This window comes from Silvimonas iriomotensis, assembly GCF_014645535.1.
GTDB lineage: Bacteria > Pseudomonadota > Gammaproteobacteria > Burkholderiales > Chitinibacteraceae > Silvimonas > Silvimonas iriomotensis.
On sequence record NZ_BMLX01000006.1, the window covers coordinates 39,574 to 63,633 of the forward strand.

At 61.1% G+C, this 24,060-nt stretch carries 22 protein-coding genes; 11 read left to right on the forward strand and 11 right to left on the reverse strand.

Going from position 1 to position 24,060, the window contains the following annotated elements:
* Nucleotides 1-7 precede the first annotated feature (7 nt).
* The 3 genes from IEX57_RS17220 (at nucleotide 8) to IEX57_RS17230 (ending at nucleotide 1,909) form a co-directional block, all read left to right on the forward strand.
* Complete coding sequence (locus IEX57_RS17220) at nucleotides 8-715, forward strand: CoA transferase subunit A (protein ID WP_188705847.1); 708 nt, start codon at nucleotides 8-10, stop codon at nucleotides 713-715.
* 2 nt (nucleotides 716-717) lie between these two features.
* On the forward strand, nucleotides 718-1,362 hold the full coding sequence (locus IEX57_RS17225; RefSeq protein WP_188705849.1) for a 3-oxoacid CoA-transferase subunit B: 645 nt from the start codon (nucleotides 718-720) through the stop codon (nucleotides 1,360-1,362).
* 361 nt (nucleotides 1,363-1,723) lie between these two features.
* Nucleotides 1,724-1,909 (forward strand): hypothetical protein, encoded by a 186-nt coding sequence (locus IEX57_RS17230; protein WP_188705851.1) that lies wholly within the window; start codon nucleotides 1,724-1,726, stop codon nucleotides 1,907-1,909.
* 781 nt (nucleotides 1,910-2,690) lie between these two features.
* Here IEX57_RS17230 and IEX57_RS17235 read toward each other — a convergent pair.
* The 7 genes from IEX57_RS17235 to IEX57_RS17265 all read right to left on the reverse strand — a co-directional run bounded on the left by IEX57_RS17235 (nucleotide 2,691) and on the right by IEX57_RS17265 (nucleotide 10,046).
* Nucleotides 2,691-3,869 (reverse strand): FAD-dependent monooxygenase, encoded by a 1,179-nt coding sequence (locus IEX57_RS17235; RefSeq protein ID WP_188705853.1) that lies wholly within the window; start codon nucleotides 3,867-3,869, stop codon nucleotides 2,691-2,693.
* Between the two features lie 48 nt (nucleotides 3,870-3,917).
* Nucleotides 3,918-5,228 (reverse strand): Xaa-Pro aminopeptidase, encoded by a 1,311-nt coding sequence (pepP, locus tag IEX57_RS17240; RefSeq protein WP_188705855.1) that lies wholly within the window; start codon nucleotides 5,226-5,228, stop codon nucleotides 3,918-3,920.
* 93 nt (nucleotides 5,229-5,321) lie between these two features.
* Nucleotides 5,322-5,819, reverse strand: coding sequence for an ureidoglycolate lyase (locus tag IEX57_RS17245; protein WP_188705858.1), 498 nt, complete (start codon nucleotides 5,817-5,819; stop codon nucleotides 5,322-5,324).
* Nucleotides 5,816-6,820, reverse strand: a complete 1,005-nt coding sequence (alc, locus tag IEX57_RS17250) for an allantoicase (protein WP_188705859.1) — start codon at nucleotides 6,818-6,820, stop codon at nucleotides 5,816-5,818. The genes IEX57_RS17245 and alc overlap by 4 nt, the downstream gene beginning before the upstream one ends.
* Nucleotides 6,821-7,526: 706 nt before the next feature.
* Nucleotides 7,527-8,450: an allantoinase PuuE gene (gene puuE, locus IEX57_RS17255; RefSeq protein WP_188705861.1), complete on the reverse strand. Its 924-nt coding sequence runs from the start codon at nucleotides 8,448-8,450 to the stop codon at nucleotides 7,527-7,529.
* A 17-nt stretch (nucleotides 8,451-8,467) separates the two neighbouring features.
* On the reverse strand, nucleotides 8,468-9,199 hold the full coding sequence (locus IEX57_RS17260) for an aspartate/glutamate racemase family protein (protein ID WP_188705863.1): 732 nt from the start codon (nucleotides 9,197-9,199) through the stop codon (nucleotides 8,468-8,470).
* Nucleotides 9,200-9,344: 145 nt separating this feature from the next.
* Nucleotides 9,345-10,046 (reverse strand): GntR family transcriptional regulator, encoded by a 702-nt coding sequence (locus IEX57_RS17265; RefSeq protein ID WP_188705865.1) that lies wholly within the window; start codon nucleotides 10,044-10,046, stop codon nucleotides 9,345-9,347.
* A gap of 326 nt (nucleotides 10,047-10,372) precedes the next feature.
* On the opposite strand from IEX57_RS17265, the gene IEX57_RS17270 reads away from it, so the two are divergent.
* Nucleotides 10,373-11,812 carry an NCS1 family nucleobase:cation symporter-1 gene (locus IEX57_RS17270; RefSeq protein ID WP_188705867.1) on the forward strand — a complete coding sequence of 480 codons (1,440 nt, stop codon included), beginning with the start codon at nucleotides 10,373-10,375 and terminating at the stop codon, nucleotides 11,810-11,812.
* A gap of 79 nt (nucleotides 11,813-11,891) precedes the next feature.
* On the opposite strand, the gene IEX57_RS17275 is transcribed toward IEX57_RS17270, so the two are convergent.
* Nucleotides 11,892-12,068, reverse strand: a complete 177-nt coding sequence (locus tag IEX57_RS17275; RefSeq protein WP_188705869.1) for a hypothetical protein — start codon at nucleotides 12,066-12,068, stop codon at nucleotides 11,892-11,894.
* Nucleotides 12,069-12,113: 45 nt separating this feature from the next.
* On the reverse strand, nucleotides 12,114-12,524 hold the full coding sequence (locus tag IEX57_RS17280; protein ID WP_188705870.1) for a PilZ domain-containing protein: 411 nt from the start codon (nucleotides 12,522-12,524) through the stop codon (nucleotides 12,114-12,116).
* Nucleotides 12,525-12,713: 189 nt separating this feature from the next.
* Here IEX57_RS17280 and IEX57_RS17285 point away from each other — a divergent pair, with 189 nt between their 5' ends.
* Together IEX57_RS17285 and IEX57_RS17290 are read left to right on the forward strand one after the other, a co-directional pair.
* The gene (locus IEX57_RS17285) at nucleotides 12,714-13,100 is read left to right on the forward strand and encodes a hypothetical protein (RefSeq protein WP_188705872.1); all 387 of its coding nucleotides are present in this window, start codon (nucleotides 12,714-12,716) and stop codon (nucleotides 13,098-13,100) included.
* Entirely contained in the window at nucleotides 13,097-13,924 is an 828-nt protein-coding gene (locus IEX57_RS17290) for a ferritin-like domain-containing protein (protein ID WP_188705874.1), read from the forward strand. Before IEX57_RS17285 ends, IEX57_RS17290 begins: the two co-directional genes overlap by 4 nt.
* A gap of 84 nt (nucleotides 13,925-14,008) precedes the next feature.
* On the opposite strand, the gene IEX57_RS17295 is transcribed toward IEX57_RS17290, so the two are convergent.
* The gene (locus IEX57_RS17295; protein ID WP_444544643.1) at nucleotides 14,009-17,704 is read right to left on the reverse strand and encodes a DUF748 domain-containing protein; all 3,696 of its coding nucleotides are present in this window, start codon (nucleotides 17,702-17,704) and stop codon (nucleotides 14,009-14,011) included.
* A 440-nt stretch (nucleotides 17,705-18,144) separates the two neighbouring features.
* Between IEX57_RS17295 and IEX57_RS17300 the strand changes: the two genes are divergently transcribed.
* From IEX57_RS17300 to IEX57_RS17320, 5 genes are all read left to right on the forward strand, one after another.
* Nucleotides 18,145-19,449 carry an STAS domain-containing protein gene (locus tag IEX57_RS17300; RefSeq protein ID WP_188705878.1) on the forward strand — a complete coding sequence of 435 codons (1,305 nt, stop codon included), beginning with the start codon at nucleotides 18,145-18,147 and terminating at the stop codon, nucleotides 19,447-19,449.
* A gap of 124 nt (nucleotides 19,450-19,573) precedes the next feature.
* Nucleotides 19,574-20,119, forward strand: a complete 546-nt coding sequence (gene hslV, locus IEX57_RS17305; protein ID WP_188705880.1) for an ATP-dependent protease subunit HslV — start codon at nucleotides 19,574-19,576, stop codon at nucleotides 20,117-20,119.
* Nucleotides 20,120-20,260: 141 nt separating this feature from the next.
* On the forward strand, nucleotides 20,261-21,214 hold the full coding sequence (locus tag IEX57_RS17310) for a biotin--[acetyl-CoA-carboxylase] ligase (RefSeq protein WP_188705883.1): 954 nt from the start codon (nucleotides 20,261-20,263) through the stop codon (nucleotides 21,212-21,214).
* A 2-nt stretch (nucleotides 21,215-21,216) separates the two neighbouring features.
* On the forward strand, nucleotides 21,217-21,975 hold the full coding sequence (locus IEX57_RS17315; protein ID WP_188705885.1) for a type III pantothenate kinase: 759 nt from the start codon (nucleotides 21,217-21,219) through the stop codon (nucleotides 21,973-21,975).
* Complete coding sequence (locus IEX57_RS17320) at nucleotides 21,972-22,766, forward strand: hypothetical protein (protein ID WP_188705888.1); 795 nt, start codon at nucleotides 21,972-21,974, stop codon at nucleotides 22,764-22,766. The genes IEX57_RS17315 and IEX57_RS17320 overlap by 4 nt, the downstream gene beginning before the upstream one ends.
* An 18-nt stretch (nucleotides 22,767-22,784) precedes the next feature.
* Here IEX57_RS17320 and IEX57_RS17325 read toward each other — a convergent pair whose 3' ends face one another.
* Complete coding sequence (locus tag IEX57_RS17325) at nucleotides 22,785-24,026, reverse strand: flagella assembly protein FlgT middle domain-containing protein (RefSeq protein WP_188705889.1); 1,242 nt, start codon at nucleotides 24,024-24,026, stop codon at nucleotides 22,785-22,787.
* Between the last annotated feature and the right edge of the window lie 34 nt (nucleotides 24,027-24,060).

A 24,060-nucleotide genomic window follows, 5' to 3' on the forward strand; every position in this document is an offset into this window, starting at 1 on the left:
TAAAAGAATGAACAAACTCTACCCCGATGCAAGCATCGCACTGGCCGATATCGTGGCCGATGGCCAGATCATTGCCGTTGGCGGCTTTGGCCTGTGCGGCATCCCCGAAGCCCTGATCGGCGCCCTGCGTGATGCAGGCGTGCGCAACCTGACGGCGATTTCCAACAACGCCGGGGTCGATGGCTTTGGCCTGGGGCAACTGCTGGAAACCCGCCAGATCCGCAAAATGATTTCCAGCTATGTGGGCGAAAACAAAGAGTTCGAGCGCCAATATCTGTCTGGCGAGCTGGAACTGGAATTCACCCCGCAAGGCACGCTGGCCGAGAAACTGCGCGCAGGCGGCGCCGGCATCCCGGCGTTCTTCACCCCCACCGGCTACGGCACGCTGGTGGCCGAAGGCAAGGAAACGCGCGAATTCAACGGCAAGATGTACGTGATGGAAACCGCGCTGGTGGCGGATGTTTCGCTCGTCAAAGCCTGGAAGGCCGACAAGGCCGGCAACCTCGTGTACCGCCGCACCGCGCGCAACTTCAACCCCAATGTCGCCACCGCCGGCAAGATCACCGTGGCCGAGGCCGAAATCATTGTCGAGATTGGTGAACTGGACCCGGATGAAATCCATACACCCGGCATCTTTGTTCACCGTCTGGTGCACAACCCGCACCCGGAAAAACGCATCGAACAACGCACCACCCGCGCCGCCAAGGAGGCCTGAGCATGGCATGGACCCGCGAAGACATGGCCGCCCGTGCCGCCCAGGAATTGCGCGATGGCTTTTATGTAAACCTGGGCATCGGCCTGCCCACCCTGGTGGCCAACCACGTCCCGGCCGGGATTGAAGTCTGGCTGCAATCCGAAAACGGCTTGCTTGGCATCGGCCCCTTCCCCACCGAAGACCAGGTCGACCCGGACCTGATCAACGCTGGCAAACAGACCATCACCACCCTGCCCGGCTCTGCCACGTTCGCCAGCGCCGATTCATTTGGCATGATCCGCGGCGGCAAGATCAACCTGGCCATTCTGGGCGCCATGCAAGTGAGCGAACACGGCGATCTGGCCAACTGGATGATCCCCGGCAAGATGGTCAAAGGCATGGGCGGCGCCATGGACCTCGTCGCCGGCGTGGGGCGGGTGATCGTGCTGATGGAACATGTGGCGCGCAAAAAGGACGGCACGGTGGAGCTGAAACTGTTGCCGTCCTGCACCTTGCCGCTGACCGGGGTTGGCGTGGTGGATCTGATCATTACTGATCTGGGGGTGATGGAGGTGGATGGGGATGGTTTGCGGGTGATTGAACTGGCGCCTGGGGTGACGCGGCAGCAGATTCAGGAGGCGACGGGGGTGGGGGTACGGTTTGGGTGAGGGAAGTATTTCAGCAATGATGGCGGCAAGTCCATGACCCAGGCCAACAACGGTAATGGCAATGGCCAATTTCAATACGCATCCCATAGACTCGTCATTCCAGCCCTCGGCAGCCCCTTGGGCTGGAATCTGGTCTGGGACGCGTGCCGTGGCACTGTTGCAAAACCTTAACCGCTGTTAGCGCCTTCGGCGCAGGGTTTTAAAAGCATTTGATACCCGCGGTGGCGGGAGCACCCTACTTTCTTTGCTTCGCCAAAGAAAGTAGGCAAAGAAAGGCGACCCCAGCCCGGCGGCCCTCCGGGCTGCCCTCAGTCGGTCGGGAGCCTGGGGTCTCCCTCCACTCCATCGGCGCTTGGCTTTAATGGGGGAGGAAAGGCAAAAACAACCCCAACTTCAACTGCAACTGCAACTACAACTGCAACTACAACTGCAACTACAACTACAACTGCAACTGCAACTGCAACTGCAACTGCAACTGCAACTGCAACTGCAACTGCAACTGCAAAAACGAAACCCCAAGCTAACGACAACGACAACATCTACGTAGCGTGCGTCCCACTAACTCGTCATTCCCGCGGAGGCGGGAATCCAGTACGGGGCCGGAACGCCCCCTTTGCGGGCAAGAACGTAAACGCCTACCGTAGGGTGGATTCGGAGCGAAGCGACAATCCACCATCGCCAGGGCCACCTGCGGCGGCCGTTCTGGATTCCGGCCAAGGGGGCCGCCGAGGTCCGGAATGACGAAGTGATGGAGCAGACTGGTCATTCTTGCGACGAGTGGTCTGCGGGGTTGGGGGTGCCTTTGACGTGTCTTTACCATGTCCAGCATTGCAGCTGGATTCCGGCCTCCGCCGGAATGACGAAGTGGTGGGGCAAACTGGTCATTCTTGCGAAGAGTGGTTTGCGGGATTGGGATTGGGGTTGCAGTTGATTTTCGGGGTTGCAGGTGCAGGTGCAGTTGCCGTTGCCTTTGGCTTGCCTCCCCTTGACTGCGCCGAGCATCGCAGCGAAGTCCGGGGTTGCGGCGGAGGGGTGTTTGAGCGAAGCGAGTTCCCGTAGCCAGCCGGACTTCGCGAGAAGCGCAGGGAACCCACGTAGTGGGCGCTGTCGCAGGGGTCGCCTTTTCTTTGGGTACTTTCTTTTGGCGATCCAAAAGAAAGTACCGTGCTCCGGGCACCCCCGGTATCAAAACCACCGCGCCGCAGGCGCTAACAGCAGTCAAGTCTTTAAAGGCAGCAGCAGGAGGATTGTCGCCACCGCTCCGAATCCACCCTACCCGCAGCAGCCATGCAAACCATTCACCCCCGCAAAAGCCCACCCCTGGGCATTCACTTCACCCCATAAACCAGCCGCCGCGCAAACCCCCTGCGCAAAGGCCCGATCTGATCCAGCGCCAGCATCCCCAGACTACGCGCATGCTTCATCAGCACATTCGGCTGGTCAAACAGCGTAATCAGATTATCGGTAAACGCCGTCACCGCGCCGGCGTCCTTGCGCCGCAGCGTGGCGTAGCGTTGCAGCATGGCGGCCTCGCCCAGCGTGTGGCCGGGCATGGTGGCGATGACGTCTGCCAGCGTGGCGGCGTCACGCAGGCCCAGGTTCAGGCCCTGGCCTGCCACGGGGTGCAGGGTCTGGGCGGCGTTGCCGATCAGCACCATGCGATCGGCAACGACGGAATCGAGCGTTTTCAGCGCCAGCGGCCAGCTGCGGCGCGGGCCGACGGCGCTGAAGCCGGCGACGCGGCCAGAGAAGCGGTTGGCCACGGCGGTCATGAAGGTTTCGTCGTCCAGCGAAAGCCGCGCTTCGGCTTGTTCCGGGGTTTGCGTCCAGATCAGCATGTAGTCGTCGCCAAACGGCAGCAGCGCCATCGGGCCGTCGTCGGCAAAGCGTTCGAACGCCACGTTGTTGTGCGGCACGGTCGGGGTCAGCGTGGCCAGGATGGCGTGCTGGTTGTAGGACTTGACGGTCTGTTGCACGCCGTCGATCTCGCCCACCAGCTTGCCGCCATCGGCCAGGATCACCAGCCGCGCGGTCATGCTTACCGCGCCGGTTTGTGTCGCCAGTTGCAGCTCGGCAAACCGCGACAAACTGCGCACGCCGGTGACACGTGTACCCAGCGCCAGTTGCGCCGGGCCGGTGGCCAGTTGTTCCAGCGCGATTCTGGCCAGCTTTTCATAACTGACCACGTAACCCAGCGCCGGCAGGTTGAGTTCTTCGGCGGTGAGTTCGGTTCGGCCGATCGAGCCCTGTTGCGAAACATGTACGCGGCCAATGGCCGTGGGCGCCAGGCGCTCTTGCCACAGCCCGGCTTCCAGCAGGTTCTGGTAGCTGGACCACGACAACGCCAGCGCGCGCGGGTCGGTCGCGCCATCGTCCACGCTTTGCCTTGCCTCGATGGCAATGGCGTTGCGCCCCTGCCGTGCCAGTCTTTGCGCCACCAGCGCGCCCACGGGGCCGCCGCCGACAATGGCGATATCAACATGGCAAGGCAGGTTACGGACGATCATGGGCGGGTTCCGTTGTGGTGTTGGGAGCGGTTCAGGCGGCGCAGCGGCTTAGCGGTTCATGACGGCTTCGATCTCGGCCACGGTGCGCGGGCAGTCGTCAGACAGGATCAGCGGGCCGTTTTCGGTCAGCACAATGTCGTCTTCAATACGCACGCCGATGTACTCATACGCCTTGGGCACGTTATCGGCCGGGCGGATGTACAGACCCGGTTCAATGGTAAAGGCCATGCCGACTTCCAGCTCGCGGTCTTCGCCGTCGATCTTGTAGCGGCCCGCGTCGTGCACGTCCAGCCCCAGCCAGTGGCCGGTGCCGTGCATGTAGAACTGGCGGAAGGTTTTGTTCTCGATCGCTTCATCGACCGTGCCGGTCAGCAAACCCAGTTCGATCAAACCGGCCGTGAGTGTGCGCACGGCGGCGTCGTGCATGGCGCTGTAGCGGTTGCCCGGTCTGGCCTGTTCCAGCGCGGCGCCGTGGGCGGCCAGCACCAGTTCATAGATGGCTTTCTGTTCCGGCGTGAAGCGGCCGTTGATGGGGAAAGTGCGGGTGATATCGCTGGCGTAGCCTTCGATTTCGCAACCGGCATCGATCAGCAGCAGATCGCCTTCCTGCATCAGCCGGTCGTTCTTGTCGTAATGCAGCACGCAGGCGTTGGGGCCGCTGGCCACAATCGAGGTATACGCCGGAAAACGGCTACCGCTGCGGTAGTACTCGTGCTGCAGTTCGGCCTCGACCACGTATTCGCGAATCCCGGCTTTGGCGGCCTGCATGGCGCGGATATGGGCGGCGCTGTTGATCTTGCCGGCGCGGTGCATGGCGTCGATTTCATGGGCGTCCTTGAACAGGCGCATCTCGCCAATGATCTCTGCCGCATCAACCACCTCTGCCGGTGCCGTCACGCCCGTGCGCGATTGCTTGCGCACGCCGTTGATCCAGCCCGTCAGGCGCGCATCCCAGCCGGCATCCGCACCCAGCGGAAAATACACGCGCGGCTGGTTCTTCAAGAGATTGACGATCTCGGTATCGAGTTCATCCATGGTGTAGGCCGCATCGAACCCGAACTCCTCTTTGGCCGCAGCCGGGCCGTAGCGGAAACCGTCCCAGATTTCATGCAGTTCGTCTTTGGGGCGGCAGAACAGGACGGCGCTGGATTCTTCCTCGCCAATCACCAGCGCAATCACGGCTTCCGGTTCCTGAAAACCGCTCAGGTAGTAAAAGCTGGAATCGAACCGGAACGGAAAGGTGGAGTCGGCATTGCGGGTTTGTTCAGGCGCAGTGGGCAGAATCAGCACGCCAGGGGCGAGTTGTTCAAACAGACGTTGGCGACGGGCGGCAAAGGGTTGCGAGACAGCGGCTTGCATCAAGGACTCCGTGATGCGGGCGATCCGGATCGCGGTCGCACGCGTTTATATATGATGTTGATGCATGCATTATACCGGCAAGCGGGCCAGTGCTCAGGCCGGGATCACACCGTTCGGTTGCAGGATGATTTCATCGCAATTGCCGCCCGGCCCGGCGCGGTCGATCACCAGAAAATCACTCACCGCGTGCAGCGCCAGCAACGGGTGATGCCAGGTGCCCGGCGCGTAGTTCACGCCCTGATCATCGCGCGCCAGAAACACCCGGACATCCGCCACCGTCACGCCCTCGCCCGCTGGTGCCACCGCCACCAGATACGCCCGCCCCGACAACGGCATGAAGGCCTGACTGCCTTTGGGATGGCGCTCCAGCATGCCCAGCGTAAACGGCAAAGCGCGCGGCTGGCCGCGAAAAATACTGACAATGGCGTGGCCGTCGGTATCGGTGGCAATGGTCATCAGATCATGAAAGCGCTCGGTATTGCCGCCATTGATGGGGAAATGCCGCGCCGCGTCCGATGCCTCGATCACATCGCCAAACGGCGAGAATGCCTCTGTCGTCAGCGGCTCCACGCTGAGCACGATGGGCGTCATCGGGCCACCTTGCCCCAGATACGCAGCCGCGACACGCCGCCATCCGGAATGATATTGAGCCGCACATGCGTCACCGGCCCCAGCGCGGCAATGCCATCGCTGAAGGTGTGGATCGCATCCATCTGCAATTTGCGTTCATCCAGCAGCACCGGCCAGAACATGCTTTGCGTGATGATGGATTGATCCGTACCACCGTCCATGCGCGCCGCCTGGATCATGCAGCGATCCGGATAATTGCCTTTGAAATGCGCGGTATCGACCTCAATGCGCTCAACAATACCCGGCGCGCCCAGGGCGATGATGCACCAGTCATTACCCGGCTCGCGGCGACGGCGGGTTTCCCAGCCATCCCCCATATTCACGCCCCGCCCGGGCAGCAGCAGATTGGACGCCGCGCCAAAGTGCGCATCATTGAACGCCACCGCCCGCCCACCGTTCTCCAGCGCGGCCAGATCGTATACCTTGCCCGGCTCATCAAACGCCCCGATTGGCTGGCCATACACCCGCAACCGCGCAATACCGCCATCCGGATAGATATGAATACGCAAATGCGTATACGCAGTGGTGTCTGTTGCGGGCAGAAAGTGGTGGCTATTGCCGGAAAGGCTGGTGGAGACAAGGACCTCCGTCCACGTCGCGCTGGCCAGCGCTGCGGGGTCATCACTCAGGCTGTCCGTCGCTTCAATCGACACCGCCGGGGCGTAGTTGCCGGTGAAGTGACTGGTATCGACATCAAACCCCGCAATCACCCCTTTGCGGCCCAGTTTGATGATGGACCAGTCATGCCCCATGCTGCGCTTGCGACGGGTTTCCCAGCCATCCATCCACTTGCCGTTCTCGTCGTACTTGCCGGGAATGAACACCGCAGGTTCCGGGTTGAGCATGCGGGAGAGCGGGGCGAAGAACTCATCGCTGGCGGTGATGGCCAATGCGCCCAGGCGCGGGTCTGCCAGGTTGATGGTGGTTTTGGTCCAGGTGGGGAGTGCGGTGTCAGTAGTCATGGATGTGTGCGGAAGTGTTAGCGCCTTTGGCGCAAGTAAATGCATTTACAAACCCGGGGGTGCCCGGGAGCACGACACTTTTCTTTGGCCGCCAAAGAAAAGTGTCCAAAAGAAAGGCGGCCCCCGGACTTTTTCGCTCCGCGATTCCCTCAATCCGTCGGGAGCCCGAGGTCTCCCTCCCTCAATCGGAAAAGTCCTTGCAAGGGGAGAACGACAAAACCCAACAACAACAACACCCCCCGTTGCACACAGACGGTTTTCAGCAGTTGCAGTTGCCTTTGACCTTGGGCCCCTTGACTGCGCCGAGCATCGCAGCAAGGCGCGGGGTTTCGGCGCAAGGGTGTTTGAGGGCTTTAGCCCGAGTTCCCTGGAGCCAGCCGCGCCTTGCGAGAAGCACAGGAAACTCGCGCAGCGAGCGCAGTCGCAGGGGTCGCCTTTTCTTTGGTTACTTTCTTTGGGGCCGCCGAGGCTGGCGAAGCAAAAGAAAGTAACGTGCTCCGGCCACCGCCGGTATCAAAACCACCGCGCCGCAGGCGCTAACAACGGTTCATCCGCCACGGTGGATTGTCGCTAAAGCTCCGAATCCACCCTACACCGCTTTCTTTCGGGCAGCCGAGGCTGGCGAAGCAAAGAAAGTACCGTGCTCCGGCCAGCGCCGGTATCAAAACACCCGCGCCGAAGGCGCTAACAACCGCACCTCCCCGAATCACCCCCCAAAGGGATGAACCTCCCGCCAATGCCCCGCAATCTCATCCCGCCGACAAACCCAAACCCGATCATGCTTCTCCACATGATCCAGAAACCGCTGCAACGCCCGCATCCGCCCCGGGCGCCCCAGCAAGCGGCAATGCATGCCGACGCTCAGCATCTTCGGGCTGTATTCCCCTTCTGCGTACAACACATCAAAGGCATCACGCAGATAGGTAAAAAAATCATCGCCCTGTGAAAACCCCTGCGGCAGGGAGAACCGCATGTCGTTGGTGTCCAGCGTATACGGCACGATCAGGTGCGGCGTTTGCTCGCCATTGCTTTTGGTCACCGTGGTCCAGAACGGCAAGTCGTCGCCGTAATAGTCCGAGTCATACAAAAAGCCGCCGTAATCGGCCACCAGCCGCCGGGTATTGGGGCTGTCGCGGCCGGTGTACCAGCCTACCGCGCGCTGGCCAGTCAGCCGCTGGATGATCTCCATGCCCACGCGCATATGTTCGCGCTCCTCAGCCTCTGGCATGTCCTGATAGTGAATCCAGCGCCAGCCGTGGCAGGCAATTTCATGGCCAAGTTCAACAAAGGCCTGGGTCACATCCGGGTTGCGCTCCAGCGCCATGGAGACGCCAAACACGGTCAGCGGCAGACGGCGTTTTTCAAACTCGTTCAGGATGCGCCACACACCGGCGCGGGAGCCGTATTCGTAGACCGATTCCATCGACAAATGCCGCGCCGGGAAAGACGCCGGGTTGAACATCTCGCTTAAAAACTGCTCGGACCCCTTGTCCCCATGCAAGACGCAGTTCTCGCCGCCTTCTTCGTAGTTCAGGACAAACTGCACGGCGATTTTTGCCTTGCCGGGCCAGTTGGCTTGCGGCGGGTTGCGGCCGTAGCCGATCAGGTCACGCGGGTACGCTTGCGTCATGAAATCGTCCGGGTCGATCAGCGGGAATAACGGGCAAATTCACCAGTAAACGGCTTGGCGGGCGGCGCGGCCAGGTCGCCAAATTTGCTGGTCTGCAGTTTCAGTGTAACCAGAGATTCCGCCAGCGCCACCGCCGCGGCGACGCCTTCTACCACCGGCAGGCCAAGGCTGTACTGCAAACGGGCGGCCAGATCGGCCATGCCGCCGCAGCCAAGCACAATGGCGCCAATGCCGTCTTCATCACGCGCACGCAGGCATTCCGCCTCGATCAGCCTGTAGGCGGTGTCAGCCTCATGCTCCAGCGCCAGCACGGGGATTTCCGCGGCGCGCACTTTGCGGCAGCGGATACCCATGCCGTATTCGTGCAGCAAGCGTTCGGCCATGATGGCGGTGCGGCCCAGCGTGGTCACCACCGAGAACCGCGTGGCGATCAGGCTGGCCATATGAAATGCCGCTTCAGCAATACCGATCACCGGCGCATGGGTGAGTTCACGCGCGGCATACAGGCCAGGATCACCAAAACAGGCGATCACATACGCGTCTGTGCCGGCGGCTTCCCCCGCGCGGATTTCCTCACACACGCCCACCGCGGCTACCGTTTCATCAAAATGGCTTTCAATGGTGAGCGGGCCGCTGGCCGGGTTGACCGCAATGATCTCGGTGCCAGGCCTTGCGACGTTGAGCGCGGCCACGCCCATTTTGTCGGTCATGGCGGCGGAAGTATTGGCGTTGATGATGCGAATGCGCATGATGGTGTCCTGGTCAAAAAGCATGGTCGCCGGCAACGGGCACACAAAATCCGGCGAAACGGTTCTGACAAGGCGCGTGAATGCAGACCGTCATTCGGGCACGGCAGCTTCACGCAACCAGGTCAGAAGGGTTTTGTGAGCCCCTTCATGCAAGACCTGTGCCACGCCTTTTGGCGATATTGCCAAGAATGGCTTTCAAGTCCGGTTCTGCATCTGCGCTGGCAAAGGAACAACTACGTTCTACTTCCAGCAGATGCTGGTCCATCCAGGTTACGGCGGCGGCGGTGTCGCGGCGGGCGATCAGATCCAGAATCTGTTCGTGTTCGCTATGGCGGCACGACACGGCAATCGGCGCGCCATAAGTGGCAATGATCAGCGACGAACGTGTGACCAACTCACGCAGAAAATGCGACATCGTGTCGTTATCTGCAATGCGGATCAGCGCCAGGTGGAACTCGCCGGAAAGCCGGATGGCCGCCTGGCGATCACCCGCCAGTTGCGCGGCATCTTCTTTTTCCATGATCTCGGACAGCGCCTTGATTTGTGCGGCGCGGGCATGGGCGATCACCTGGGGCAAAGCGGCGCATTCAATCATGCGGCGCGCGGCAAAGACCTCGCGCGCTTCCTTGACTGAGGGCTGCGCGACGGACGCGCCCTTGTTGGGGACGATCTCGACCAGCCGCTCATGCGCCAGCCGCTGCAATACCTTGCGGATGCCGGTGCGCGATACGCCAAAAGTCTCCGCCAGATCGTCCTCTGGCAGGCGCGTGCCCGGGGGCAGCTGCACTTCAAAAATGGCGGTGTGCAGGTTCTCGTAAATGGCTTCGTCACGTGTTCTGCCAGACATCTTTTACCCCTGTTTTTGCCTGTTTCTGGTGCAAGCCGCACCAGTTTGACTCAATCTTGTATTCGTTTTTTCTGATTATTGTATACAAAATTCATGTCATATGAATGACACCCATCGTAGCACCAATGCCGGCCTGATCGCCAACATGGCCTTTATCCGCTGTATATAGTGCTTCCTGGAACGCTTCTTGCTCACCTGACTTGTGCAGACCCGTCCAATCACGAATGACGCAGTACAAGGGTCGATGCATCTGATTGTATACAAAGTGCGTTGCATGCGGCCCTGCCCCATGCGGCATGGCAATCCAACAGGTCAGGAGTCATTCAATGTCTGAGCAAACCCCTGCCGGTTATAGCAGCCGGCTTTATAACGAAGATCTGGGGCCGCTGAAAAAGCAGAACTGGAACTGGTACAACATCTTTGCGTTCTGGATGTCCGACGTGCACAGCGTGGGCGGTTACGTGTTTGCCGGCAGCCTGTTTGCGCTGGGTTTGTCCAGCTGGCAGGTGCTGGTGTCGCTGCTGCTGGGTATCTGTCTGGTCAATCTGTTTGCCAACTGGGTTGCCAAACCCAGCCAGCAAGCTGGCGTGCCCTACCCGGTGATCTGCCGCCTGGCCTTTGGTGTGTGGGGCGCGAACATTCCCGCCATCATCCGCGGGCTGATCGCCGTGGCCTGGTATGGCATCCAGACCTTCCTTGCCTCCAGCGCGCTCACCATTGTGCTGGTGCGCTTCTTCCCCGGCCTTGAGTCGCTGGGCCATACCCAGTTTGCCGGTTTGTCTTATCTGGGCTGGATGGGCTTCATGATCATGTGGGTGTTGCAAGCCATCGTGTTCTGGAATGGCATGGACACCATCAAGAAGTTTATCGACTGGGCTGGCCCGGCCGTCTACGTGGTCATGCTGGCGCTGGCGGTGTGGATTGCCATGAAAGCCGGCCCGGGCAAGATCACGCTCAACCTGGGCGAGGTCAAATATCACGGCCTGGCCGCCATCGGCCCGATGATCACCGCCATTGCGCTGGTGGTGTCGTATTTCTCTGGCCCGATGCTCAACTTTGGCGATTTCTCGCGCTATGGCAAGTCGTTCTCTGAAGTGAAACGCGGCAATTTCTGGGGTCTGCCGGTCAACTTCCTGGCGTTCTCCATCGTCACCGTGGTCATTACCTCCGGCACCATCCCGGTGTTTGGCCAGATGATCACCGACCCGATCCAGGTGGTGGCGCGCATCGATAACACCACGGTGGCCGTGCTGGGCGCGTTCACCTTTGTGACGGCGACTATCGGTATCAATATCGTCGCCAACTTTGTGTCGCCGGCGTTTGATTTCTCTAACTGCAATCCGGGCAAGGTGTCGTTCCGTACTGGCGGCTTCATTGCCGCCATCGGCTCTGTGTTCATCACGCCGTGGAACCTGTTCAACTCGCCGGACGTGATCCACTACACGCTCGATACCCTGGCCGCCTTTATTGGCCCGCTGTTCGGTATCTTGCTGGCTGACTTTTATCTGGTGCGCGAGCAGAAGATTGAAGTGGATGATCTGTACAAAGACGGCCCGGCTTCGGCCTACTGGTATGACGGCGGCGTGAACAAGCGCGCAGTCATGGCGCTGGTGCCCTCGGTGGCCGCCGGTTTGCTGATCACCTTTGCCGGGATCAAATCGCTGGCGGATTTCAACTGGTTCATTGGCTGCGCGCTGGGCGGCGTAGCGTATCTGGCGCTGATGAAAGCCCCGATGCCGGCCCGTGCGGCACGGCAAGTGGCTTGATGTCGCGGCTCTGAAAAACCAACACCCCGCAATCGCGGGGTGTTTTCATTTTCACCGATAAGGTGTCATCAGCAGGCGGTCATTGTGACGTTGGCTCGTCGTCTTCGTCCTCGGCATCAGCAGCAAGCGGCGGCGCAAAAAAACCCAGAACATCGACCACGATGCCAAGAAGCATCAGTGCTGCCGCACTGCGCACCAGGGAGAACAGATAAAAAACCCCGGCCACGACCATCAGCGTTAACCCGATTGTGCTCATACGGTATTTCACGCTTGCCTCGCCAATGAAATTCCGGAGAGAAAACTACCGCAGTGCCCGCGCCTGTGACGGATAGCGTTTGACCAGCTCATCCACCAGGTGGTTTTCAGCGGTTTTGTCGGTGTCGATAAATTGCAGGCCAAGCCGGAAGCTGCGCGAGGCGCCGTCATGCACAGCGTAGATCACCCGCACTTGCAGTTGCAAAAACTGCACTACGCCGCCTTCGGCAATGGTGGTTTGTGGTGGCACTTCCAGAAAAAGATTACCCGTCCAGCCCACCGGCAGATTGTGTTCGCAGTGCATGGCCATGCCACCTGCTGCGATATTCACGCTGCGCCCGTGCCGCGTCAGATTGCCGCCCACCAAGGCGGCGCGCCAGCGCACCGGCAGGCGAACGATCCGTTTCTGGTTGCTATCAAGGTTGGGGTCGCGGGCGTAGGCGAGGACGGAGTCCATGATCTTGCTTTTGTTATGCGGTTTTTATGCGGGAGCGCAAAGAATTCTAACCGGTTTTATGATGCGACCCTCGACTAGCATGCAGGGGTGTTGGAACTATGAGACGCCCACTCCCCACCCCAATGCAGATGACATTTTTTCTTTCTTGATCATGGGCTTGAGCGCAAGAAAACAGCAGCAAACCCCGGTATGTCCACGCAAAAAAGCCGGGTGAGAAGCGGGCTGGCACCCGGCACGACGGCGCGCGGCGTCGCCGCCAGGCCGGTTGCAGAACAAGCGCCGGGTAGCGAACTTTATGCCGCCGCAACGGCCGAACGCGCAGACGGTGTCGTTGCAACAATGCGTCAGCAAGATGCGGAGGGTGAGCGCCAACGGGTGAGCTGGCGTGCCGCTGTTGTAGGAATAAACCTCTCCGTAAAAGGTCGTATCCGCTCTTCGCAACACCGCGCCGTTTCTATTAAAAAAGAGTGTCATCCCGCACTGCGGGAAAACGTTGATTGCATAAAATTTGTGCAAAACCGCCCACCGAAGGCCGCTGTATACCCTGCAGCCGGCTGGTCTGGAGAAGGCTTATGACACAACCCGCTGCCGGGCAACTTGCGTGGAATTTCCAGGAAATCGACCTTTCGCAGATCGATTTACCGCGAATCCGGAACAATGAAAGCCTGTTCTATCTGCTGATCGCGTCCTCGTTCATTGAAAGCGGTGCTGATCTGTACACCAGCAATCTGGTTGATTTCTTCGCCGGCGATCCGGAAGTCTCCAGCTGGCTGCAAAGCCGCTGGGAAAAAGAAGAAATGCAGCATGGTCAGGCACTGCGGGCCTATGTCCAGCACGTATGGCCGGATTTTCCGTGGCAAGCCGCGTTTGATGACTTCTTCACGGAATACGCCACCTTGTGCGTGGCCGAGGAACTGGAACCCACCCGCGCCCAGGAACTGGCAGCGCGCTGCGTGGTAGAGACCGGGACATCCAGCCTGTACCGCGCCATCATGAGTTGCACGGATGAACCGGTGCTGCGCCAGATCACCGACCATATCCGCCGGGATGAAGTGACCCACTACAAACACTTTTATCACTTCTTTTTGCGTTACCGCGAAACCGAACGCCTGACCCGCCGCAAGACGCTGGGTACCTTGTACCGGCGTTTGCTGGAACTGCGCAGCAGCGATGCGGAGATCGCCTTGCGCCATGCCTTCAACCACCACAACCCGACCGCATCTGAACGCTATCGGCATGAGATCAATCACCGCGTCAGCGGCATGATCCGCCGCAACCTGCCGGTGGATATGACGATCAAGATGTTGCTCAAACCCTTGCTGCTGACCCCGCCGGTACAAAAGGCCCTGCAATGGCCGTTGCTGGGCGTCACGCAGGTGTTTTTGCGCATGCCGATTTAACCCGGCCCATGGCGGGTTGGGTGTCCCAGACAAAACAGGCGCCGTTTCGGGCGCCTGTTTTGTTGTGCAGCCGGCCGGGGTGGATCAACCCAGCTTGAACGCCGCCCGGGTTCTCGGGCCGCCGTCTTTGGGTTTTTCTACACCGCCACCATCCACGCGCGGCTGGGTGACGTACAGGCGCGCGGCATCGGCACCCTTTTGCTGCAGGAAGTTCTTCACCGCCAGCCCGCGGTCCACCGCCAGCTGGCGCAGGTCGTTATCGCTTACCGGCAGTTTGGTATATAGCTGTTTCTCCATTTCCTCGACCGGCAGGGATTTATCCATGCCAATCAGGTTGGTCGGTTTGTCCGGGAACCGGGCCTGTTTGTAGACGCGCGCCAGCAGTTGCGGGTACTCCTGCGGGGTGATTTCCAGCGCAGATTCATCGGTCACGGTTTCGCCATGGTCGGTCAACTGGCGGGCCTTGATGGCTTTCATGCGCGATTGCACCATGTGCTTGCGCAGGCCTTCCAGATCCAGTGTCGGGTCAGACCAGCCGGTGATTTCCAGCTTGATGGCCGGGCGATCCGCCAGCGCTTTTTGCAGCTTGTCCAGGCTGTCCTGGGCTTTGTCGTCCAGCACGGCAGAGCCCGGCTCAAACGGCGCGTAGGCAAATTGCGGGCCGCCGCCAAACGCGCTGGCCAGCAGATCAAACGGCGCCGTCACGGCTTTTTCCAGCAGATTGACGATCACCTTGATGATCAAGCCGCCCACACTGAACTGCGGGTCGTCCAGCGAGCCGGCAATGGGCAGGTCCAGGTTGATCTGGCCGTTGTGATCGGTCAGCAACGACAACGCCAGCCGCACCGGCAATTTGGTTGCTTCCGGGCTGTCTACCTTGTCGCCCAGGGTCAGTTGATCAAGCTGGATCTTGTTCTGGGCTTTGAGCTGGCGATCGGCAATCTGGTAGTGCACGTCCATCGAGAGCTTGCCTTTCTCAATGCCGTAACCGGCATATTTGGCCGAGTACGTCGACGCTGCCGACAGCTCGTAGCCTTTGACCGAGGCATTGATATCCAGATACAGCTGCTGCGAGAGCGGGTTGAGCTGACCGCTGACCGCCACTGGCGCAATCCGGTCTACGCTGCCTTTGATATCCACCGCCGCGCGGGCATCCTGGGCAGAAGACAAACCCGTGATCGTGCCGGCCATATCGGTCAGATTGGCGGTGTAGTTCGGCTTCACAAAGTTATCGGTGTAATTGATATTGCCGCCCGCCAGTTTGATGGTGCCGATCTTGATGGGCGGCAAGGGTTTGGCCGGTGCCTTGACCGGGGCAGAGGCCACCGCGCCTGGCTTGGGCGCGGGTGTCGGGGTCGGCGTGGCCGCTTGCGGCGCCGAGGCATTGGCCGCGATATTGGTCAGCGAGACCCGCTGGCCGCGCGGCTGGCCTTGCTTGATCACGATATCAGCCAGGTTCAGGTGGCCGTCCGGATACAATACCAGCCGTGAGTAGAAGTTCTGCAAGGAAATGGTTTTGATATCCACGCGCATGGGATCAAAGCGCGCGTCAATGCCGTTGACGTCCAGCGACTTCCATTTCAGGAAATCCTCGCCCGTCACTTTATCCAGCGAGTACAGATCAGTGACTCGCACATTGCCCTTGTAGCTACCGGTGAACCCGCGCGCGGTGCCAAACACCAGATCGCCTTTGACCGAAACCTTGATCGTCGGCACGGTGACATTCAGCCACTGCGAAAAGTAGGCCTGCCCGTAGCCGACATCCACGTTTTGCAGATCAAGCTTGAGCTTGCCCGCCGCCGGCGTATTGGCCACCGAACCGGACACATCGTACTTGCCGCCCTTGCCCCCCAGCGCTTGCAGTTTGATCTCTGTCGGCGTGGCGGACGGGTAATCGATCGGGCCGGTCTGCAAAGAAAGGCTTTTGAGCGTCAGCGGCGGCAGCTTGGGCAGTTGGTGATCAACAAAGCGGGAGGTGTAGTTGCTGACCGCGATGCCGCTGGCCGTCACCCGCAAAGGTTTGTTCGGCGCGCTGCTATTGCTGCTGTGCGCACGTGCCGCCATGGCAGGCTGCGGTTTGACAAGGCGGGTCCAGTCGATCTGGCCATCGGTCCCGCGGGAGGCATTCCAGACCGGATCAGCCAGCGCAACCTGCCCCAGATGGTAACGCTGCTCAGCCAGATCAAATGCCGCCCCGGTCAGCGAGAATTTGCCGATCTGCAGGCTGCCGTCTTTGCTGTTGGTCAGATCCAGCCGCAAGTTATTAAGCGCGGTATCGACGCCCTCCACGCGCAGCGCGCCGCCATCGCCATAGTGCAGCTTGCCATGCCAGTCGAACGTGCCATTGGTGATGGCACCATTGATATACGGCGCCACATAAGGCTGATAGCGCGGCAGCGCCAGCGCACTGATGCTCAGTTCGCTCTCTACCGCCAGCGGCTGCAGGGTCAGCGTGCCTTGCTGGGTGATCTTTTCACCGGCGGCGGTACTGGCCGACAACTGCACCGTCGCCGGTTGTTTGCCCGCCAGGGCGACGTGCTGCAGCGTCAGATCAAGCGGGTCCAGGCTGGCACTGAACGTGGGTTTGACGCTGTCGTCCTGCCAGTCCACACGGGATTTATGCAGCGCCACGCTGGCAATCTGTACGTCCGGCGTGGTGGATTTTTCGTCGTGTTCCGCTTCGGCGGCAGCAGCGGAGGCCGCACCACTGGCCGGCCTGGCCTGCGCTTTGGTCGCGCTCGCGCCCGGCGGGTTCAGCGCACGCGTCCAGTTCAGCGAGCCATCTGCCGCATGGGTCACGGTCAAATGCAGACCTTCGGTCTCGATACTTTGCAGGTGATACACCCCCGCCAGCGGACGAACATCTGCCAGCACGGTCCGCATTCTGGGCAGCACCAGGAGCGGTTGCCCCTGGGTATCGGTCAGGTTCACATCGCGCAATTGCGCCGCACCGGTCAGGCGCAGTTGCGGTTGGTTGTTTTCCTGGCGAAATACCAGCTGCAACTGGCTGTCGAACTTGGCGGCCGGCAAACGCAAGCCCAGTTCAACCGGCACGTATTGCAAGTAGGCCGGGATATCCAGCCCGTCTACCTTGAGGTCGACCGTGGTTTGCCGGTTGTTTTCAAACGGGGTGGTCTTGCCGCGGATATCAAATGGCGAACCATTCAGCCGGAACGCCAGATGCGGCTCGACCACGGTCTCGACATACACCGGCAGGCTGGAAATAAACGGAATGCCCAGGTTGATGGCTGTCACCTGGCTGGTCTTGTTGACCACCCGGTCATCAAAATCGATACGGCCGTTGTTCAGGCTGATGTTGTACAGCGCAAAGCGTAGCGTGCCTTCGTCTTTTTTGGGCTGCGGCGAGGGCTTGAGCAGATCAGACCAGTTATATTGCTGGCCGGAGACCCGCTGCACCCAGACATAAGGCTGGTCCAGCGTCAGTGCCGACAGCACCGGACCACGCCGCCAGACAGAGGCCCAATCCAGATTGGCGGTCATGTGCGCGGCCGACAACACTGTTTTGTTGTGTTCACGCACATCAACGCCATCCAGCCTGACCTGCAAGGTGAACGGATTGAATGCCATGCCGGCCACGGTGGTGGGCCGGTGCAAGGCGCTGCTGAGCGCTTTTTCAAGTTGCGGGCGTGCCAGCCACGGCAAGAGCAAAAAACCGATAATGGATATCGCGACCAGGAATACCGCCAGCCACGTAAGCCAGCGCATGATACGGCCCGGGGTCTTGAGAAAATGGGACATCCTTGCTGGCAGGGCGGGCATTCAGGGCAATTCCGTAGAGGGCTGGACAGAAATCCGGACTATGGTTATTAAACGGGCGCCCATCACGCGTCGCACCGTGTATATCTAAGGTATAGGCGTATTCTTACGACTGAGCCAGGTGAGGCACCGGGGGGATGAAATGTCGCTTGCAGACCGGCCTTGTACGCCGCTGATACAAATCAAACCGGCATTCTGGCAGTCCAGACTTGTAAGCAGGCTTCCCGCAGACGAGCCTTACCGCTTAAAATCATGATTATCAGAAAGATATGTGCCGCCCGTTCAGGTGCCCGCAACACGCACGGAACCCGGTCGGCATTGCAAATGTCATTAACGGGCGGCCATTATGGCGGCTCGAATATGCTTGTGCCATGTCGTATTTCACTTGATCGGGCTTAGCTCAAACCCGACCAGATTTTGAATTCAGACCCGGATTAATCAACGTGGTTTTTTCGTTTTTCAAGAAAAAAGAAGGTGATGGCAAGCCGGAGTCGCAAACCAGCGGCCCGGTCACGTCACCACGTGCGCCCGCGCCGGCCCCGGCAACGGGTGCGCCTGCGGCCGCGCCAGCCAGCGCGCCTGCGCCTACAGCGGCGGCCCCCAAGGCCCCTGCCGCACCTGGCAAAGCGCCTGCGCCCGCTGCTGCGGCACCGGCGCCAGAGCCTTCCAGCTACAACCTGCAGGAACTCACCATTGAAGTGGCCGATACCGGCACGCACCTGACGGCGGAAGAAGAAGAAGCCGTGGTGTTGTACGCCAATGGCCAGACTGCCGCTGCGGCCACCGGCCTGCGCAACGCATTGCAAGGCATTACCGGCCAGCGCCGGCACGAAAGCTGGGCCATGTTGTTTGAGCTTTATCAGCAACTGAACAAACGTGCCGAGTTTGATGAACTGGCGCTGATGTATGTGGTGGAGTTTGAATCGACACCGCCGCTGTGGCGTGAAGGTGTGGCTGCGGCCACCGCCGCGCCGCGTCCGGCTGCCGCTGGCGCCGCCGGCGGTGCTGGTTATATCTCTTTGCCTGCCTCGCTCAATGGCGACAACACCTCCAAAGAAGTCGATCGCCTGGTCAAAACCTGCAAGGCCGGCACCCAGGTCAAGCTGGATATGGCCAAGGTCACCGCGATTGACAGCATGGCCGCAGCCGAACTGCTGTTTGGCTGGCAAAGCGTGCGCAAGGTCGGTGGCGTGGTGCAGATTGCCGGCGCCGAAACCATGATCAAGCTTTTGAGCAGCAAGATTGAAACCGGCCGCACCGCCCCGGCAGAAGCGCCCTACTGGCTGCTGCTGCTGGAAACCACCCAGGCCACCGGCAATCAGGAAGCCTTTGAAAACCTGGCCATTGATTACGCCGTGACCTACGAAGTGTCGCCGCCGTCGTGGGATGGCTCTGCCGTGTTTACCGCGCCAGCCCCAAAAGTGGCCGCGCCCAAACCGGACACCGCTGCCACCCCCACGCCGTCGGCCCATTCGCCTGATCGCCTTGTGCTGACCGGCGCCTTGTTGCAAGGGGCTGCGGCGCAAATCCAGAGCATTCGCGACTTTGCCAGCAAGCAAGGCAAGCCGGTGCTCGATTTCCGTGATGTCACCCGCGTGGACTTTGAAACCGCCGGCCAGTTGCTGAACCTGGCCATGGAACTGGTGCAGACCGGTGCCGTAGTCCGCATTGCCAGCGCCAACGCACTGGTGGCCGGCATGCTGCATTTGATGGGTGTTGGCGAGCTGATCGAGATCGGCGGCAACTAAACGCGCGCACTGATCGCCCCCGCAAGCCCGGCCCTTATGCCGGGCTTGTTGCTTTGTGCCGCTTGAACAGACCCGCAAACGTCCCCACTTGCTCTTCAACAACCTTTGATGGCAGGAAGCATTCATGGAGCAATTTGACGGAACAACCATCGTCTCGGTCCGCCGGGGCAGTGATGTAGCGGTCGGTGGCGATGGCCAGGTGACCCTGGGCAATGTGGTTATCAAGGGCACCGCGCGCAAGGTCCGCAAGCTGTACAACGACAAGGTGATTGTCGGTTTTGCTGGCGGCACGGCCGATGCGTTCACGCTGTTTGAGCGGTTTGAATCCAAGCTGGAAAAACACCAGGGCAACCTGACCCGCGCCGCGGTGGAACTGGCCAAAGACTGGCGGACCGACCGCATGCTGCGCCGGCTGGAAGCCATGCTGATCGTGGCTGATCCGACCGCAACGCTGGTCATTACCGGTAATGGCGATGTACTTGAACCTGAGCAAGGTATTGCGGCGATTGGTTCTGGCGGCGCCTACGCCCAGGCCGCCGCACGGGCCTTGCTGGAACACACCGACCTGCCACCCGCGACCATCGTCAAAAAGGCGCTGGAAATCGCCGGCGATATTTGTATCTATACCAACCAGAACCACGTGGTTGAGACGTTTGAAGCTGCACGCTGACCCGCAGACAGCGTGGACTGGACAGCCGGCGCAAGCCGGCTTTTTTACGCCTGGCGCCATCGGGCAAGGAAACAACACCGCCCGCCGCACCAATATCAGCACCTCCGCACATTGTGCGGCGGCTGCGCTAAAATCTGCGCCATGAACCATACCCTTGCCTGTTTGCGGCACTTGAATGCCGAAAGCTACGTGTCTGGCGCCTTGATTGCCCAGCAACTGGATTTGTCCCGTGCCAGCGTATCCACCGCGCTGGCGCTGGCAGAAAACTATGGCGTCACGCTGGAACGCAAACATGGCGTGGGCTATCGCCTCTCTGAACCGATCGACTGGCTTGATGCGCGCGAAATCCAGCGCTTGTTGCCGCGCCACGGCGTCTTGCATGTCGATGTGGCTGACCGGACTGACTCGACCAACCGCCAGTTGCTGGCTGCACCGGCACATGGTCTGGCGCTGGCGGCAGAATGGCAGGAACAAGGCCGTGGCCGCATGGGTCGCCGCTGGCAAGGGCGGCTGGGCGCCAGCCTGATGTTCTCGCTGGCCTGGTCTTTTCCGGGCGGTGCCACCACGCTGGCCGGCCTGCCGCTGGCGGTGGGCAGCATCGTGGCCGAAACGCTGGCCGAATGCGGCGTGAATGACATCGCGCTCAAATGGCCCAATGACCTGCTGATTGGCAACGCCAAAACCGGCGGTATCCTGATCGAACTGACTGGCGATGCCCTTGGGCCCGCCTGGGCGGTGATCGGCATTGGCCTGAACCTGCTGCCGCCCGCCGTGGAGGTCAACCAGGTGGCCACCGGCCTGCTGGCACATGGCCTGAGCGTAACGCGCAACGATTTGCTGGCGCGTTTGCTGGAAAAACTGGAACACGGTCTGGAACGCTTTGCCCGCAACGGCTTTGGCGATTTTCGCCAGGCCTGGGAGAACCGCCACGCCTGGCAAGGCCTGCCCGTCACCCTCAGCCGCCCGGACGGGCAGCACCAGGCGGGTATCGCCACGGGCGTCACGGCAGACGGCGCGCTGCGTCTGGCAGATGCGGCCGGCACTGAAACGCTGATCCACGCGGGTGATGTCAGCCTGCGCCTGGCGGGCAACTGACCATGGTCCTGCTGCTTGATCTGGGCAATACCCGCCTGAAATGGGTGCACGCACACACGCGCAATGACTGGCGCGACCTGGTTGAAGTCGAAGCCGCCGAGAACACCGCCTGGCACCAGACTTTCTACGCCCTGCCCCGCCCTGAACGCGTGCTGGCCTGCAGTGTCGGCCAGCCCCATATCCGTGATTTCCTGGACCGCGCCGTGCTTGATCTGTGGGGTTTGCAGATTGAATGGCTGAGCGTCACTCGCGAAGCACTGGGCATTGAAAACCGTTACCGCGTACTGACCCAGCAAGGGCCGGACCGTTGGGCATCAGTGCTGGGCGCGCGCAGCCTGTTTCCGGATGAAGCGCTGGTGGTCGCCAACGCCGGCACCGCACTGACCGTTGAAGCCGTCACGGCTGACGGCGTTTATCTGGGTGGCAGCATCCAGCCCGGCTACCGCCTGATGAAGCAATCCCTGTTTCAGGGCACCGCCCGGCTGCCACTGGCCGATGGCCATGTGCACGACTATCCGACCTCAACCGAAGACGCGATCGAAAGCGGTTGCATCAGCGCGCTGACCGGCAGCATCGACGCCATGTTCAAACGCCTGACCGGCCGCGCTGAAGAACCGCGCCTGTTGCTCACCGGCGGGGATGCCGAGCGGCTGTCCGGCTATATCAGCACGCCGCATCAACGCGTAGAGAATCTGGTCCTGCACGGCCTTGCCGCGCTGGCATTCAGCGCCCACCCTATCCGCACGGAACCTGACGCATGAAATGGATTCTGGCCATTCTGGTCCTCGCCAACGTCGCTTTTTTTGCGCTGGACCGGGCCTTGCCCAATGCCTTGCCGCCCAGCCTGCCCCTGCATGAAGTCAATGCCGACAAAGTCCATATCGTGACCGGGAATGCCGGCTTTGCCAGCCAGCCCGCGGCCACACCGACGCCGGCTGCAGATACGGCATCCAGCGCCAGCACCGCGACGCCCGTGCCCACGCCCACCGCAACGCCGGTCGCGACACCCGCACCGACGCCAACACCGACCCCGGTCAAGGCCACGCCAGCGCCGACGTCGACGCCTGTGCCGCAAACCCAGGCCAGCACCGCGCCACAGGCGTGCCTGCGCTGGACCGGGCTGACCGGCGATCAAGCCGATACCGCCCGTTCACGACTGAAGACCCTGAAGATTGCCGCCAGCGAGCAAAACCTGGGCGCCAACGCCAAGGTGTGGGTGTATATCCCGCCGCAACCAGATCTGGATGCCGCCAAGCGCAAGGCCGAGCAACTGGCTGAGCTGGAAATTGATGATTACTTTGTGGTCAACAACGGCAGCAAGTGGCAGAACGCGATTTCACTGGGCGTCTATTCAACGCATGAAGCGGGCGAGCGACGCCTGGCTGATCTGCGTGCCAAGGGTGTGAAGTCGGCCGTGCTGCGCGACAAGGACGACACGCTGCGCCACACCAGCTTTGTCTTCAAATCCGTAACGGATGCCCAGCGAGACGCCCTGCAAAAAGCCAGCGCCACGCTCAAGGGCACCGTCCTGGAACCCACGCCCTGCACCTAAGCACGCGCCAGTCAGGGCTCAGGGGTTGAGCTTTCTGACTTCCACCCCGTTGGGATCAGGTTGCGGCGCCGTATCAGCCGCAGTCTGATCCGGTGCGGCCGGCTGGCTGAGTGGTTTGGGCGCATAACGCACAAAGTCGCCAGGTTGCGCCTGGTTTTTATCGATGGCGATCGCTGAAAACTGCGCCTGCACTTGCCGCACGGTCACCGTGCCGGCGCGGTCTTCCGGCAGGCCAAAGCCGTAACCGGGATTGGAACCGGGCGGCTCGATAAACTGCATCCCGGCTTTCTGGCGATAGAACTGGAAGCGGTCGCCCGCCGCAATGCCGCTGAGCGCGCCGGCATCGACATACGCAATGCCGTTGTCGACCCGCGTCACGCGCGCGGAGAACGGCACGCAAGCCGCATCGGCCTGCATGGCGGCCACCAGCTGGTCTGCCACCTTGCCCAGCGCCTTGCCGAAATCCGTCTTCATGAACCCGGCCGAGCCCACGGGCTGGCTGTCCCGCGCCAGAATTTCGCCAGTGACTTCGGCCTGCACCCGGCGCTGGGTAATCAGCGAGCCAGAGATCGCATCAAACAGGAAGACCTCGATATCGGCGTGGCGCAAAGACGGTGTGGATTTGAGCCCCAGCCCGAAAAAACCAATGATCGGGCCGTCTGCTTCCAGCTTGCGCTCCCCCGGCCGCGTGTCGGTGCCGTGGGTGAAGCGATAGGTTTCGCCTTCGGTGGAAATATCATGCACGATGCCGCCGAGCACCATCTGCGTGCCAAACTGGCGCCCCAGCAAACGCACCTGGTTGGGCAGGAACACCGGCGCATCGTAACGCGGCAGCAGATCAAACGGGACTTCCTGCTTGCTGGCACTGGTGAGCCAGCCGCCGGCCCGCGTCAGCCGCTGCTGGAAGATATCCTGCATGCCGCCCTGCATTTGCCGCAGATCAACCGCCTGTGAAGGCTGGCTCAGCCAGAACGGCGTCACCAGTACCTTGCGCTTGTACGGCATGGCGGCACAACGCGGTGGTGCCACCTGATCGCCCGCCATGGCCATGGCGTCGTCCTGGCTGGCCGCACCGGCTGCTGCCGCCCCACTCCCACCCGCCGCGCTGGCTGTGCTGGCAGCACTGGCGGGGCGCCCTGGATAACCGGAATAACCCGGCCCGGGCGATTGGGCATCGGCCAGACTGGCTGTCGGCAACGCGCAAGCAAGCATGCCCAGCGTCAACAGGCAGCGACAGATCGGACTCAAGTTCAAAGGCATGTGCAGCATCCGCAATGGGCGACATCGCCATGAT